The sequence below is a fragment of the Trichlorobacter ammonificans genome, from assembly GCF_933509905.1.
In the GTDB taxonomy this organism is placed as follows: Bacteria; Desulfobacterota; Desulfuromonadia; order Geobacterales; family Pseudopelobacteraceae; genus Trichlorobacter; species Trichlorobacter ammonificans.
In genome coordinates this window covers 754467-769321 of the sequence record NZ_OW150024.1, presented here as the reverse complement: position 1 = coordinate 769321, position 14855 = coordinate 754467, and the positions used below count along the sequence as shown (strand labels likewise).

The 14855-nt window shown below is 62.1% G+C and carries 12 protein-coding genes and 1 tRNA gene; 7 read left to right on the top strand and 6 right to left on the bottom strand.

What is annotated here, in order from left to right; genetic code table 11:
* Positions 1-5: 5 nt before the first annotated feature.
* Together lysS and RAK07_RS03425 are read right to left on the bottom strand one after the other, a co-directional pair.
* Complete coding sequence (gene lysS / locus RAK07_RS03430; protein WP_305731451.1) at positions 6-1484, bottom strand: lysine--tRNA ligase; 1479 nt, start codon at positions 1482-1484, stop codon at positions 6-8.
* A 76-nt stretch (positions 1485-1560) separates the two neighbouring features.
* Positions 1561-3792, bottom strand: a complete 2232-nt coding sequence (locus tag RAK07_RS03425) for an Rne/Rng family ribonuclease (protein WP_305731450.1) — start codon at positions 3790-3792, stop codon at positions 1561-1563.
* A 217-nt stretch (positions 3793-4009) separates the two neighbouring features.
* Here RAK07_RS03425 and RAK07_RS03420 point away from each other — a divergent pair.
* The 3 genes from RAK07_RS03420 (at position 4010) to ybgF (ending at position 6700) form a co-directional block, all read left to right on the top strand.
* A tRNA-Asn gene (locus RAK07_RS03420) sits at positions 4010-4085 on the top strand.
* A 158-nt stretch (positions 4086-4243) separates the two neighbouring features.
* Positions 4244-5746 (top strand): glycerol kinase GlpK, encoded by a 1503-nt coding sequence (gene glpK, locus RAK07_RS03415; protein WP_305731449.1) that lies wholly within the window; start codon positions 4244-4246, stop codon positions 5744-5746.
* A gap of 144 nt (positions 5747-5890) precedes the next feature.
* On the top strand, positions 5891-6700 hold the full coding sequence (gene ybgF / locus RAK07_RS03410; RefSeq protein ID WP_305731448.1) for a tol-pal system protein YbgF: 810 nt from the start codon (positions 5891-5893) through the stop codon (positions 6698-6700).
* An 86-nt stretch (positions 6701-6786) separates the two neighbouring features.
* Here ybgF and hisB read toward each other — a convergent pair whose 3' ends face one another.
* The 3 genes from hisB to hisC are packed head-to-tail and all read right to left on the bottom strand — an operon-like array spanning position 6787 to position 8864.
* The gene (hisB, locus tag RAK07_RS03405; protein WP_305731447.1) at positions 6787-7374 is read right to left on the bottom strand and encodes an imidazoleglycerol-phosphate dehydratase HisB; all 588 of its coding nucleotides are present in this window, start codon (positions 7372-7374) and stop codon (positions 6787-6789) included.
* Between the two features lie 22 nt (positions 7375-7396).
* The gene (locus RAK07_RS03400) at positions 7397-7813 is read right to left on the bottom strand and encodes a hypothetical protein (RefSeq protein WP_305731446.1); all 417 of its coding nucleotides are present in this window, start codon (positions 7811-7813) and stop codon (positions 7397-7399) included.
* Entirely contained in the window at positions 7797-8864 is a 1068-nt protein-coding gene (gene hisC / locus RAK07_RS03395) for a histidinol-phosphate transaminase (RefSeq protein ID WP_305731445.1), read from the bottom strand. Before hisC ends, RAK07_RS03400 begins: the two co-directional genes overlap by 17 nt.
* 159 nt (positions 8865-9023) lie before the next feature.
* On the opposite strand from hisC, the gene RAK07_RS03390 reads away from it, so the two are divergent.
* Both RAK07_RS03390 and RAK07_RS03385 read left to right on the top strand, forming a co-directional pair.
* On the top strand, positions 9024-10274 hold the full coding sequence (locus RAK07_RS03390) for a GGDEF domain-containing protein (RefSeq protein WP_305731444.1): 1251 nt from the start codon (positions 9024-9026) through the stop codon (positions 10272-10274).
* Between the two features lie 28 nt (positions 10275-10302).
* On the top strand, positions 10303-11448 hold the full coding sequence (locus RAK07_RS03385; protein WP_305731443.1) for a metallophosphoesterase: 1146 nt from the start codon (positions 10303-10305) through the stop codon (positions 11446-11448).
* Positions 11449-11592: 144 nt separating this feature from the next.
* Here the strand turns inward: RAK07_RS03385 and RAK07_RS03380 are convergent, their stop codons facing one another.
* The gene (locus RAK07_RS03380; protein ID WP_305731442.1) at positions 11593-11802 is read right to left on the bottom strand and encodes a hypothetical protein; all 210 of its coding nucleotides are present in this window, start codon (positions 11800-11802) and stop codon (positions 11593-11595) included.
* Positions 11803-11963: 161 nt separating this feature from the next.
* Here RAK07_RS03380 and RAK07_RS03375 point away from each other — a divergent pair, with 161 nt between their 5' ends.
* Both RAK07_RS03375 and lon read left to right on the top strand, forming a co-directional pair.
* A complete protein-coding gene (locus RAK07_RS03375; RefSeq protein WP_305731441.1) occupies positions 11964-12398 on the top strand; it encodes an Hsp20/alpha crystallin family protein in 435 nt (144 codons plus the stop codon).
* Between the two features lies 1 nt (position 12399).
* Complete coding sequence (gene lon, locus RAK07_RS03370) at positions 12400-14850, top strand: endopeptidase La (RefSeq protein WP_305731440.1); 2451 nt, start codon at positions 12400-12402, stop codon at positions 14848-14850.
* Positions 14851-14855 lie beyond the last annotated feature (5 nt).

Sequence of the window (14855 nt, the reverse complement as noted above, 5' to 3'; positions counted from 1 at the left end):
CCGGCCTACCTGGCTTCCTTGCGCAACTGGGGAAAGAGGATGACGTCCCGGATTGAGGGGGAATCGGTCAGGAGCATTACCAGCCGGTCAATGCCGATCCCCTCGCCGGCCGTGGGCGGCAGGCCGTACTCCAGGGCGCGGACGTAGTCCTCGTCCATGTAGTGGGCCTCTTCGTCCCCCTTGTCCTTTTCCGCCACCTGGGCCAGGAACCGTTCCTTCTGGTCCACCGGATCGTTCAGCTCGGAGAAGGCGTTGGCGATCTCCCGGCCGGCGATCATCAGCTCGAAACGATCCACGATCTCCGGATTGTGGTCGTTCTTGCGGGAAAGGGGCGACACCTCGGTGGGATAGGCGGTCACGAAGGTGGGCTGGATCAGCTTGTGTTCCGCCACCTCCTCGAAGATTTCCATGAGCAGCTTGCCGTAGCCGATGGAATCCGGCAGGTCCAGACCGATGCTGCGGGCGTAGGCCAGGGCAAGATCCCGGTCTTCCAACTGCTTGCGGTCGATGTCGCCGTACTCCAGCACCGCCTCCTTGACGGTCAGGCGCCGCCAGGGACGCTTGAAACTGATGGGCATCCCCTGATAACTGAATTCCAGCGTCCCCAGCACCTCCTGGGCCACATGACAGAACAGCTCTTCCGTCAGCTCCATCAGGTCCTCATAGGTGGCATAGGCTTGGTAGAACTCCATCATGGTGAATTCAGGGTTGTGGCGGACCGAAATCCCCTCGTTGCGGAAGTTGCGGTTGATCTCGAAGACCCGCTCGAAGCCCCCCACCACCAGCCGCTTCAGGTACAGCTCCGGGGCGATGCGCAGGAACAGCTCCATATCCAGGGCGTTGTGGTGGGTCACGAAGGGACGGGCCGTGGCGCCGCCGGGAATCGGCTGCATCATCGGTGTTTCCACTTCGAGAAACTCGCGGGAGCTCATGAAACCGCGGATCAGGTTGATGATCCTGGAGCGCTTCACGAACAGGTCCCGCACCTCGGGATTGACGATCAGGTCAACGTAGCGCTGGCGGTAGCGGGTCTCCACGTCGGTCAGGCCGTGGAACTTCTCCGGCAGGGGGAGCAGGGATTTCACCAGCAGACGGATGGAGCGCAGGTGCAGGGAAAGCTCACCGGTCTTGGTGCGGAACGGGAAGCCGACGGCACCGACGATGTCGCCGATGTCGAAGGACTCGAAAGCGGTAAACTGCTCCTCTCCCAGATCGTCCTTGCGGACGTAGAGCTGGATGCGACCGGCCCGGTCCTGGAGCTGGATAAAGGCGGCCTTGCCGAAGGAACGGCGGGCAATGATCCGCCCCGCCAGGACGAATTCGGCATCAGGGGCGTCGATCTGCTCGACGCTGCCGTAGGCGGCCACCACGTCGGCGGAGGTATGACGGGGGGTGAAGTCGTTGGGATAGGGATTGATACCTGCCTCCCACAGCGCATTGACCTTGCGGCGGCGCTGCAGGAGCAGTTCACTCAGTTCTTCCATGGAAACCGTTTACCTTTCAGATGGTTCGGACTGCAGAGAGCTTGTAAAAGTAGCCCAGGCAACCTGCTCCGTCAAGCTATTCTTCCGTGGCTGCTCCTTTGCGGGACGGCGCACCGGCCTTGGCAGAAGCCGCCCGTTTACGCGGTGTTTTGGGCTTTGGGGCAGGTGTTGCCGCCGTTTCGGCGACGGCTTCCGCCACGACCGGCTCCGCCGGCTGCTCAACCGTTGTTTTTGTCTTTTTTGGTGCAGCCTTCTTGGGCCGAACCGGTTTGGGGGGCGCCACTTCTTCAGGGGCCACCACCGCCTGCTCGGCGATTACCGGAGCTGCGGCAGCGCGCGTTTTGGCGCGAGTGGCAGCCGGGGCTGCTTTCTTCTTTTTCGCCGGTGCCGGCTTCCCGGTTTCCTCGTCCCGGCGTGACTCCTCGACCGCAACCGGCACCGGAGCCTCCTCAGCAACCGGCGGTTCCACCGGAGCAATCTCCAGCGGTACGGCAGCCGCCTCCGATGTCGTTGTCTTCTTGCGGGAGCGGGAGCGCCGCTTTTTCTTCGGCGCCGCGGCCTCCGCCGACTCTTCCGCAGCAGCCTCCCCCTCCTGTACCGGCTCCAGCGGCTGCGGGGCCGCTTCTTCCACCTGCTGCGGCTCTTCCGTCGCCACCGCATCGGCGTGGGACTCGTGCGCCCCGCCCTTTTTCCTGCGCTTGCGCTTGCGTTTCTTCTTGCCGCTCCCTTCGGGTGCAGCCGCCGTCTCGGTTGGAGGCACCTCAACCACACCTGCCGGCGGAGCGACCTCGGACGCCGTGTCCTCTTCCCGCTGCGGTTTCTCCCGCTTGGTTACCTCCAGCTCCAACTGATTGAGCAGGAAGGAGGGTTTCCCCTTAATCGTCACCACGATCTCGTAATCATTCTCGATCTGGGCCAGCTCACGCTTCTTACGGTTCAGCAGGAAGTAAGCCACCTCCAGGGGAAGCCCACCCCGCACCTCGCCCACCTGCCCCTTGGCGGCAACGGCATGCACCTTGCGCAGAAAAGAAAGAGCCATCGCCTCCACCGACTTCACCCGGCCGCGCCCCTCGCAGTGGGGACATTCCAGGTGAATGGCATCGTTAATGTTCTTCGCAATCCGCTGGCGGGACATCTCCAGCATGCCGAACTGGGAAATCCGCCCCAGATTCATCCGCGCCTTGTCCATCTTGAGCGCTTCCTTGAGGCACTGCTCAACCTCTTTGTTGTGCTTGGTCTCCCGCATGTCGATGAAGTCGATCACCACCAAGCCGCCCAGGTCCCGCAGCCGTAACTGGCGAGCCACTTCGGCGGCAGCCTCCAGGTTGGTCTTGAAGGCGGTGTCCTCAACCCCCCGCTCGCCGCTGGATTTGCCGGAGTTGACGTCGATGGAAACCAGCGCCTCGGTCGGCTCGATCACCAGAGAACCGCCGGAGGGAAGCGGCACCCGCTTCTCGTAGAGCTGATCGATCTGCTCCTCCAACTGGTACTTGGAAAAGATCGGCCGTTTTTCCTTGTGCAGCTTGACGAGTTTTTCCGTGCCCGGCATAAGCTCCTTGAACGAATCTACCGCCTGCTGCCAGGCCGCCTTGTCGTCCACCAGCACTTCATCGATATCATTGGAAAAATAGTCGCGGATGGTGCGCAGGATCACGCCGGCGTCGCGGTAAATCTCGGCAGGCCCCTTGACCTGGGCCGCCTGCTCCATAATCCGCTTGTGCACCCCCAACAGGTACTCCAGATCCTTCTTCAATTCCTCGGCAGTCCGCCCCAGGGCCTCGGTCCTGACGATGTACCCATACCCCTCCGGCACCTGCAGCTCGGCCACCAGGGCCTTCAACTCCTTGCGACTGGCGTTGTCCTCGATCTTGCGGGAGATGCCGGCCGCCGTATCCCCCGGCATCAGCACCATGTAGCGCCCCGGCAGGGAAAGGTAGCCGGTCAGGGCCGCCCCTTTCATGTCCCGGGCATCCTTCTCCACCTGAACGATCAGCTCCTGCCCCCGCCGCAGCACCTCCTGGATGCGGGGCCGACGTTTGCGCTCCCCTTCCGGAATATCCTCGCGCCACTGCCAGGAATCGGGATGCAGATCCCCCATCTGGATGAAGCCCGGCTTTTTCTGGCCGATATCGACGAAGGCCGCCTGCAGGCCCGGTTCGACCCGCAGCACGACCCCCTTGTAGATGTTCCCCTTGGTCTGCTCCTTGCCGCTGATTTCAATGTTCAGCTCCATGAGACGCCCATCCTGAACGATGGCCACTCGGGCCTCCTCGGGATGCATGACGTTGATCAGCATTTTTCTGCTCATGCAGGTACGGTCCTTTCCGTGACGGCTTAAAATCGATGAATTATACTGATGCTGTGCCGAGAATCCAAGCAAAGAATATCAGAAGGATAAAACGCCCCCCTGCTTCTCCTCTCCGTTGCCCGTAATGTGTTCTGCTGCCTCCATCCGCCCGGACGAATGGCGACTATTTTTTTGTTGACTCCCCTCGGACACCCGTGCTAGTAACTCAATTCTCTTTTCCCCAGTAGCTCAGTCGGTAGAGCGGGTGACTGTTAATCACCATGTCCGTGGTTCGAGTCCGCGCTGGGGAGCCAACTATTGAAGGGCCTGCGAACATTTCGCGGGCCCTTTTTGTTTTCACGCGCCACCAATCGCTCGAACGAAAGCAGATTTTTTGTTGACGCGGAGCCCCCCGGATTCCCACAATGCGGCAATCTCCCCCCATTCCAGCGTACCAAAGAGGTCTGTCACCATGTCATACATCCTGGCCATGGACCAGGGAACCACCAGTTCCCGCGCCATCATTTTCGACCATGCCGCAGAGATCAAAGGAACGGCACAGCGGGAATTTCGCCAGATATATCCCCAGCCGGGCTGGGTGGAGCACGATCCTCTGGAGCTTTACAGCTCCCAACTGGAGGTGGCGCACGAAGCCCTGGAGCGGGCCGGACTGACGGCTGCCGATCTGGCTGCCATCGGTATCGCCAACCAGCGGGAAACCACCCTGGTGTGGGAGCGGCAAAATGGCGAACCGATCCATAACGCCATTGTCTGGCAGGACCGCCGTACCGCCGACACCTGCCGAAAGCTTCAGGCCGACGGACTGGAGCCGCTGTTCCGGGAGCGGACCGGCCTGCTGCTGGACCCCTATTTTTCGGGCACCAAGCTGGCATGGATCCTGGACCATGTCCCCGACGCCCGCAAACGGGCGGAAACGGGAGAACTGCTCTTCGGCACCGTGGACAGCTGGCTGCTCTGGAAACTGACCGGCGGCACCTGCCATTTCACCGACCCGAGCAACGCCTCCCGCACCCTGCTGTTCAATCTTGCCACCGGAGACTGGGACCCAGAGCTGTTGCGCATCCTGAACATACCGGCGGCCATACTGCCCCGGCTCGCCCGGACCAGCGAGGTCTACGGCGAAACCGCCCCCGGCCTGTTCTCCCGTCCCGTGCCGATCGCCTCCCTGGCCGGCGACCAGCAGGCCGCCCTGTTCGGCCAGGGCTGCCTGGTGCCCGGCATGAGCAAGAACACCTACGGCACCGGCTGTTTCATGCTGATGCATACCGGCCAGTCCCCCACTGTATCGGATAACCGCTTGCTGACCACCGTGGCCTGGCAGATTAGTGACCGGATCGAGTACGCCCTGGAGGGGAGCGTCTTTGTCAGTGGCGCCGTGATTCAGTGGCTGCGGGACGGTCTCGGCATCATCCGGTCCTCCGACGAGGTGGAGGCACTGGCGGCATCCGTTGCGGACAACGGCGGCGTCTACCTGGTACCGGCCTTTGCCGGACTGGGGGCACCTCACTGGGACCCCTTCGCTCGGGGCGCCATCATCGGCATTTCCCGCGGCACCACGGCGGCTCATCTGGCGCGGGCGGCACTGGAAAGCATCGCCTTCCAGACCACGGAGCTGGTACGGGCCATGGAAAGCGATACCGGCATCCCCTTGCCGGAGCTACGGGTGGACGGCGGCGCCACGGTTAACAACCTGCTATTGCAGATCCAGGCCGATCTGCTGGGGGTACCGGTGGTGCGGACACGCATCAGCGACACCACCGCCCTTGGCGCGGCTTTCCTGGCAGGACTGGCGGTGGACTTCTGGCGGGACCGGAACGACCTGCCCACGACACGACTGAGGGAACGGATTTTTGTCCCGACACTGATGCCGGAGCGGCGTGCGATGATGCTTCGCAACTGGGAGCGGGCACTGCAACGGGCAACAAAGTGGGAGGAACCGCTTGAGTGTTCATGAGCCCCCCTGCTCCGCTGTAACCTCACGGCGGCATACGCGCGGGTCGCTCCCCATGCACTGCTTGTTTTGGAGGGATGTTCTGTAGTATAGAAGGATAATTTTCGTACCAGTCGCACCAGCCTGACCAGACAGGAGGCATACTGCATGAAACCGTACTACGTGACCCTGCTTCTCTGCGCGGGACTACTCACCGGCTGCGCCTCAAACAGCTCGGTGGACGTCATCCGTCAGGACCTGCAGGAAACCAAGAACAAAATCCACAACCTCACCAAGGACGTGAGCACGGCTCGGGAGGGTGAGAAGAACCTCAAGAGCGAATTCACCGCGCTACGCAAGGCCGATGCGGATCTTTCCACCCTGCTGGATGCCGCAAAGGCGGACATGCAGGTGCTGACGGCCAAGCAGGACGACATGGGCCAGTCCCAACGCAGGACCGCCGATGAGCTGAAACGCTACCGCGAGGATACCGACCGCCGCATGGTCGCCATTGAGGACCGGATCGTCAAGCTGCAGGCGGCACTTGACGAATTGAACAAGCGGCTGCGCGAGGGACAGACGGCAGCGGCACCGCAGGAAGGAGGGCGTCCTGACTCCCTCTACCTGAAGGGTCTGGAAAGCTTCAAAGCCAACGACATGCCGTCGGCTCGGGTGAACCTGACCCAGTTCGTCGAGCAGCACCCCTCCCACGACCTGGTAGCCAACGCCCGCTACTGGATCGGGGAGACCTACTACAGCGAAAAAAATTATGAGCAGGCGATCCTGGAGTTCCAGGAAGTGATCAAGCTCTACCCGAAGAAGGAGAAGGCACCGGCGGCCATGCTCAAGCAGGCATTGGCATTTAAGGCGTTGAAAGATGTGAAGAGTACCCGCTACGTGCTGAACCGCCTGGCACAGGAATACCCGAAAACCGACGAAGCCCGCAAGGCACGGGCATTATTGAAGGAGCTGAAGTAAACGGCAAGCCGTATCGGCAGGTCCTGAACGCACAAACGGGCGGCCCCTCCGGGAGCCGCCCGTTGTCGTTTGCATGCGGTTTTCGGTTACAGGACGCCCTTGGTCGACATGACGCCGCTGATCCGGTCATCCAGCGCGGTGGCGGTATCCAGGGCACGGCCGAAGGCTTTAAAGCAGGCCTCAATGATATGGTGGGCATTGTCGCCGTAGAGCAGGTTCAGGTGCAGGTTGCAGCCGCAACTGTTGGCAAAGGCCTGGAAAAACTCCCGGACCAGCTCGGTATCGAAACTGCCCACGCTCGGTGCGGTGATCGCCACGTTGTAGACCAGATAGGGACGGCCGGAAAGATCGACCGTCACGTCGGCCAATGCCTCGTCCATCGGCACCCGGGCGGTTCCGTAGCGGCGGATTCCCTGCTTGTCGCCCAGCGCTTCCCGGAACGCCTGCCCCAGCACGATGCCGATATCCTCCACCGTGTGATGGAAATCGATGTCGATGTCGCCGTTGGCCTGCACGGTGAGGTCGAACAGTCCGTGGCGGGCAAAGAGGGTCAGCATGTGGTCCAGAAACGGTACGGAACTGCTGATCGTCGACCGGCCCTCACCATCCACGGCCAGGCTGAGCTGTATCTGTGTTTCGGTGGTACTACGGGTAATCTGTGCTGCTCTGCTCATGGCCAACTCCTTGTCGGTGCCCTCAGGCGGCACCCTCGTTCATGCCGTCAACGGAAAACTTCGCCAGGGGATGCCCCACCAGCAGGCGAACCTTGTTCTGTCGCACGTCCCAGAGAGAAAGATATCCTTTCCACCCCCTGGTGGTCAGCAGGTCTTGCAGCTGCGCCACCAGCTCCGGCGACGGCTCGGTATGAAAGGCGTTATAGCCGGTATAACTGCCCGGCGGCACCAGGCGGTAGGCACCGAACCCCCGCGCCTCGGTCCGCTTGGTCACCAGCTGCGTCGATCCTTCCCAGCGATACTCCTCATAGAGCGACCAGCCGCAGAGGGGACACATGACCCGCCGGGAACTGGACTGCCCCCAGACCTCGGTATCGATCCGGGCGTAGCTGAAACCGCACTGGGCACACTGCTCGGACATGTCATGCAGTTGCATCATGCTTCCCCCCCGCGATCACCGCCAAGGTCCGCGCCATTTCCTCGTCGGTACCGATGGATATGCGTACCCCGTGGGCAAGCAGCGGATCGCTGAAATGCCGAACGAGAATCCTGCTGCGATAGAGATCGTCATAAAGTCGGCGACCGTCCCGATCCGGCGGCGTGGCGAAGATGAAATTACCGCCGGAAGACGGCACCGTGAAGCCGAGAGCGCGCAGGGCTGCACTGAAACGTTCCCGGGTAGCCACCACCTGGTCGCAGCGACGGCGGAAGTAGTCCTGATCCTCCAGGGCCGCCAGACAGGCCGCCTGGGCCAGGCGATCCAGGTTGTAGTGATCCCGGATCTTGTCCAGGGCGGCGATGATGGCGGGACGGGCAATGGCCAGCCCCAGACGCATGCCGGCCAGGGCGTAGCTCTTGGAAAGGGTGCGGGTAACCACCACGTTGTCGCACCGCTTCACCAGCTCCAGGGCGTTCTCGCCGGCAAAGTCGGCATAGGCCTCGTCCACCACCAGCAGGCCAGCGCAGCGGCCGGCCAGTTCTTCGATGTAGGCAAGCGAAAAGACTCCCCCCAGCGGCGAGTTGGGGGTGGTCAAAAAGAACAGCCTGCCGTCGTAGCGCCCGGGAAAGCCGGCGATGCGCCAGTCGTCGGTCAGGCCGAAGGTCCGTACCCGCGCCCCCTGTATCTCGGCCAGAGTGGCGTAATAGGAGTAGGAGGGGTGGACGTAGCCGATCTCCTCGCCCTCGCCGGCGCAGGCCCGTATCAGGTTGTTCAGCACCTCATCGGAGCCGTTGGCCATGATAATCCAGTCCGGATCGAAGCCGTACAGCCGGCCGGCAGCCTCCCGCAACAGGCTGCTCGATGCGCTGGGATAGGTACGCAGCAGCGCGGCGTCCTCGCCCAGCTCGGCCAGGATCGCCTCCCTGACCCGCGGCGAGGGGGGATAGGGGTTTTCGTTGGTGTTCAGCTTGATCCAGGAGGCGATATCCGGCGGCTGAAAACCGGGAATATAGCCTGCCATATCGCGTATGTTCTGACGTAGCCTGTTCATGATGTGAGCAATACCATGCCGTGCGCACCGGAATCAAGGGAGAAGACCGTTATACTTCGTTTCTGCATTGAAATTGCCCCGTCACCTATGCCATGCTGCCCTATCCCTTAGCTTATCCAGAGCGGCCGGCCTCCGATTCCGGCTCGAACGGCTTCCAGTATGGCACTCGATACCCGCAAAGCTCCGCTTCATGCCTCCTGGGGAGAGAACCCGGCAGCCCTGCAGAAACTGTTCATGATCGTGGGCAGCCTTTCCATTGCAGTTATTCTGTTGGCCTCCACCTGGGGATTCAAGACGGTCTTCACCGGTCACGTGGTCAGGATGGCTGAAGCGGACGCCGTTGCCGTCTGTGAGCTGATGCTGGACTTCGTGCATGACGCCATCCTGAAGGGGGAGAACTCGAACCGCTCCGTTGCCGTCTCTCCCGGGGACATCGACCGCCTTGACCGGGAGATCGCCAACTTTGTCGACCACCTGCATGTCATCAAGGTCAAGATATTCGACCATGACCACCGTATCGTCTACAGCACCGACAAGGCGATCATCGGCAAGGTGGACGCTGAAAACCCCCGCCTGCGGCGTGCCCTTTACGGCTCCATCGACACCGAACTGAAAGAGAAAAAGATAACGGACCTGAAGGAGGAAAAGGGGTTCACCCAGAAGGTGGTGGAAACCTATGTACCGATCAGAAACGAGGTCGGCATGGTGGTGGGAAGCTTCGAGATCTACCTGCTGATCGACCGCTACGACCGGGCATTACGCAGAGCCCTGGTCCTGACCACCCTGATCATGGCCGTGGTGCTGCTGGGGACCTTTGCGGTTTCCCACCTGCTCATCGGCCAGAGCGTGCGGCAGGTTCGGGAGGCCCATACCCTGCTGCACCGGACCGCCATTACCGACAGTCTGACCGGCGTCGCCAATCACGGCTACCTCGTGTCCCGGGGAGCGGAGGAGTTCGACCGGGCCCGGCGCGGGTATGCTGTCGGCGGCGACAAGGGACTGGGGTGTGTGCTGCTGGACCTGGACCGCTTCAAACAGGTTAACGACACTTACGGCCACCTGATCGGCGATCAGGTTTTGCGGGAGTTCACCCGGCGCATCCAGACCATCCTCAGGCCCTATGACCTGCTGGGGCGCTACGGCGGCGAAGAATTCGTGGTGCTGCTTCCCGAGGCATCAACAGCAGAAACCTGCAGCATCGCCGAGCGAATGCTCGAGACGGTACGCCGTGAACCGTTTCTCACCGATGCCGGCGAACTGACCATTACCGCCAGCGGTGGCACCGCAACCAGCAGAGACAGCGACCGCAGCCTGGAAGAATTGCTGAAGCGGGCCGACGACAATCTGTACCAGGCCAAGCGGGACGGTCGGGACCGGGTCTGCTGCGCACCCGACGGCTGTCCGACCTGAGCCCGCCCCCGCCAGAAGGCACCGACCAATGACCCTCTTCCTTTTTTCCTTCTTCCTGATTTACGGCAGCGGCCATCTCTATCTGTTCCGGCTGCTGCGGTCGGCCTGGCCCCAGCTCGCTCCCGCCTGGACGGTGCCGGCGCTGCTCTGGTGCCTGTTGATGACGGTGGCACCGGTGGCGGTGCGCCTGCTGGAACGCCACGGCCATGACCTGCCGGCCCGCCTGCTGGCCCTGACCGGCTACTGCTGGATGGGCTGGCTTTTCCTGTTCTGCTCCCTGGCCGCTGTTCTGGAACTGCTCCGCGGCCTGCGTCATGCGGCCTGCTACCTGGTGGCGATTCCCCGTGTTTCCCTGTTGCAACCCCGCCCTTTGGCGCTGTTTTGCCTGCTTGCCGCCACCGGCATCGTGCTCTGGGGCTGGTTCGAGGCCCTGAACATCCGTACCGAGCAGGTACGAATCCCCACTGCTACGCTGTCGGCCGGAAGCCGCATCCGGATCGTACAGATCAGCGACCTGCATGTGGGCGTGATCGTGCGGGAGGAGCGGGTCCGGCGGGTGATCGAGGCGATCCGGCAGGCCCAGCCCGATCTGATCGTTTCCACCGGCGACCTGGTGGACGGCAACCTGCGGCACTTCGACGGGGTTTCAACCCTGCTGCGCCAGTTGGCGCCGCCCCTGGGCATGGTGGCCATTCCCGGCAACCACGAATACTACGTCGGTTTCCGGCAGGCACAGGAGTTCACCGAGAAGTCGGGCTTTCGCCTGCTTCGCTCCGAAGCGGTGCCGGTGGGAGAGCGTCTCTGGGTGGTGGGGGTGGACGATCCGGTGGGGCAACAGGTAGCCGGCTACGACCCGACGGCGGAATCCCGCCTGCTGGCCCGCGCGCCCCGGGATCGCTTCGTGCTGGTGCTGAAACATCGCCCGGAAGTTGCGACGGAGAGCCGGGGACGGTTCGATCTGCAACTGTCCGGCCATGTCCACAAAGGGCAGATTTTCCCGTTCACCCTGCTTACGCGACTCCGCTTTCCGCTGCCCACCGGCACCATGCACCTGACAGGGGGGGGCTGGCTGCACGTCAGCCGTGGCACCGGCACCTGGGGACCGCCGATCCGCTTCCTTGCCCCGCCGGAAATAACCGTGATCGACCTGGTGCCGGAACAGCAGACCCACTAGCTAACTTGCTAAAAAAACTACGGTTGCTCAAAAAACAGTCAGATCGTCGCACCCGCAGGAAGCTCCTTGTGCGGCGTAGCGCTGCGACGCCGCACAAGGGGGGGTTCGAGGACCGCGGCGAGATGGCTGGTTTTCAGCAACCTGCTACCAGTACTTTTTCGGAGGATCGGTATGGCCGATCTTTTTGATCTCCCCGTCCTCGATCCTGAAGATGTCACCCGACTCACAGGTCCATTCATCGCCTTCTTCCGGAGGATTCGGAAAACTGCGGTGTCCCAGAAAAACCTCTGCATCGTCAATATACCCGAACCAGTCCAGGGAACCGGTCATCCAGATCCGTGTTTTCAACGCCATGGGCGCCTCCTCATCCATTGTCGATAGAAGATCATCTATCTCCAAAAGCAGTCCGGCTGTCAACGCTCTTTTCCGGCATGCGGCTTGACTTTCACCAGGGGAATGGTTACATCTGATCCATAGGAAATATTCACACGGTTTCAGGATGCACGAGAGGTGCCATGCCACGCTCCGGCGGCAGAAAACCCCTGTTCTCGGAACAGTACAACCGACATCTCGACGAGATGCGCTCGCTGCTGCATGCCCTTGACCACCGTTTCGACGGTGAAAACGAGGGGGACGTCTCCGTTGCCATGGATATCTACGAAACCGACCGGGCGGTAGTGCTGGAGTTTGACCTGCCCGGCGTGCTTCCCGACAACATCAGCATCATGCAGCGGGGGATGGTGGTGGTCATTCGAGCAGACAAGCTGCCCGACCCGCCGCAGGAACGGCAGCGTTATCTCTGCCTTGAACGCCATTTCGGCCAGATGTGCCGGACCGTCCGCCTGCCTGACCTGACTGACCCCGCCCAGGTCCGCGCCGAATACCGACGCGGCGTCCTGCGCATCATCTGCCCCAAGGGGCAGGAACGACGTATTGTCATAAAGGAGTAACATGGTGAGCCAGTCCGACAAGGAACAGACACACACCGAACCTGCCATCCCCACCGAGGAGGAACTCCGTATCCCGGAGGAACTTCCCCTGTTGCCGATCCGGGATGTGGTGGTCTATCCCTTCATGATCATACCACTTTTCGTCGGTCGCGAGGCATCGATCAAGGCAGTGGATCAGGCCCTGGCCGGGGACCGCATGATCATGCTGGCGACTCAGCACGAAATCGGCGAAGAGGAGCCGTCGCCGGACCAGATCTATCGCGTCGGCACCGTGGGCATGATCATGCGCATGCTGAAACTGCCCGACGGTCGGGTAAAAATTCTGGTGCAGGGGCTGGTCAAAGCCCGCATCGTCGAATACCTGGAAGAGAAACCGTTCCACACCGTCCGGGTCGAGCGAATGGTGGAGCCTGCGGCGCCGGACTCCCTGGAGACCGAGGCCCTGATCCGTACCGTGCGGGAACAGCTGGGCAAGATCGCCGAACTAGGCAAGCAGATATCACCGGAAGTGATGGTGATCCTGGAAAACATCACCGACCCCGGCAGCATGGCCGACCTGATCTCCAGCAACATCGGCCTGAAGCTGGCCGAGGCCCAGCAGTTGCTGGAAATCGTCGATCCGGTGAAGCGGCTGACAAAAGTGAACGAATTCCTGGCCAAGGAGCACGAGATGCTCTCGGTCCAGGCCAAGATCCAGCATGCCGCCCGGGAGGAGATGGGGAAAAACCAGAAGGAATACTACCTGCGGGAGCAGATGAAGGCGATCCAGCAGGAGCTGGGGGACAACGAGGGGAAAGAGGAGCTGGAGGAGCTGCGCAAGGCCATCGAAGCGGCAAAAATGCCGGAGGCGACGCAGAAGGAGGCGCTGAAGCAGCTGGGCCGCCTGGAGCGGATGCACGGCGACTCCGGCGAGGCCGGCGTGATCCGCACCTACCTGGACTGGCTGATTGAACTCCCCTGGAGCAAAACCACCCGCGATTCCCACGATATCGCCCGGGCCAAGAAGATCCTGGACGAAGACCACTGCTACCTGGACAAGGTCAAGGAGCGGATTCTGGAGTTCCTGGCGGTACGCAAGCTGAACCGCACGATGAAGGGGCCGATCCTCTGCTTCGTCGGCCCTCCCGGCGTGGGCAAGACCTCTTTGGGCCGCTCCATCGCCCGGGCACTGAACCGCAAATTCGTTCGGATTTCTCTGGGCGGGGTGCGCGACGAGGCCGAAATCCGCGGCCACCGCCGCACCTACCTCGGGGCCCTGCCGGGCCGATTGATCCAGGGGATGAAGCAGGCCGGCTCCAAGAACCCGGTCTTCATGCTGGACGAGCTGGACAAGATGGGCTACGACTACAAGGGCGACCCGTCGGCGGCGCTGCTGGAGGTACTTGATCCCCAACAGAACAACAGCTTCTCCGACCATTACATCAACCAGCCGTTCGACCTTTCCAACGTGCTGTTCCTGGCCACGGCCAACCACAGCGACCCGATCCCCTCGGCCCTGTACGACCGGATGGAGGTGATCAACATCCCCGGCTATACCGAAGAGGAGAAACTGGAGATCGCCAAGCGGTTCCTGGTGCCGCGGCAGTTGAAGGAAAACGGCCTGAAGAACAAGCATATCGCCTTCAGCGACGAAGCGATCCAGGAGATTATTGCCAAATACACCCGTGAGGCCGGCCTGCGGAACCTGGAGCGGGAGATCGGCAACGTCTGCCGCAAGGTGGCCCGCAAGATCGCCGAGGGGCGGAAACAGCAGGTGAAGATCACCCCCACCTCGTTGCACACCTACCTGGGGGCCGCCAAGTATCTCCGCGACGACGAGATGGAGAAGAACGAAATCGGCGTGGTGAACGGTCTGGCCTGGACCCCGGTGGGGGGTGAGGTGCTGCATATCGAAGCCACCACCATGCCGGGCAAGGGGGGCCTCTCCCTCACCGGCCAGTTGGGGGATGTGATGAAGGAGTCGGTGCAGGCGGCACTGGCCTACGTCCGTACCCACGGCGACGAATTCCGCGTGCCGGCCGAGTGGTTCCAGGAGCATGAGATCCATGTCCACGTACCGGCCGGCGCCGTGCCCAAGGACGGCCCCTCCGCCGGCTGCGCCATGGCCACCGCCCTCGTCTCCATCCTGACCCGCATCCCGGTCAAGAAGGACGTGGCCATGACCGGCGAAATTTCGCTGCGGGGCAAGGTGCTGCCCATCGGTGGCCTCAAGGAGAAAATCCTGGCGGCGGTGCGTGCCGGTATGAAGACCGTGCTCATTCCGGAACAGAACAAGAAGGACCTGGAAGATATCCCCAAGGAGATGCAGAAGAAGATTCGGATCGTACCGGTCCGGGAAATCGACGAGGTGCTGAAGCTGGCCCTGGAAAAATTCCCGCTGGCAAAGTCAAAACCGAAAGGCGGTGCCGGTCCCAAGGTGATGGTGCGACCCCAGCGGGAAATCACGGCATGAGCCGT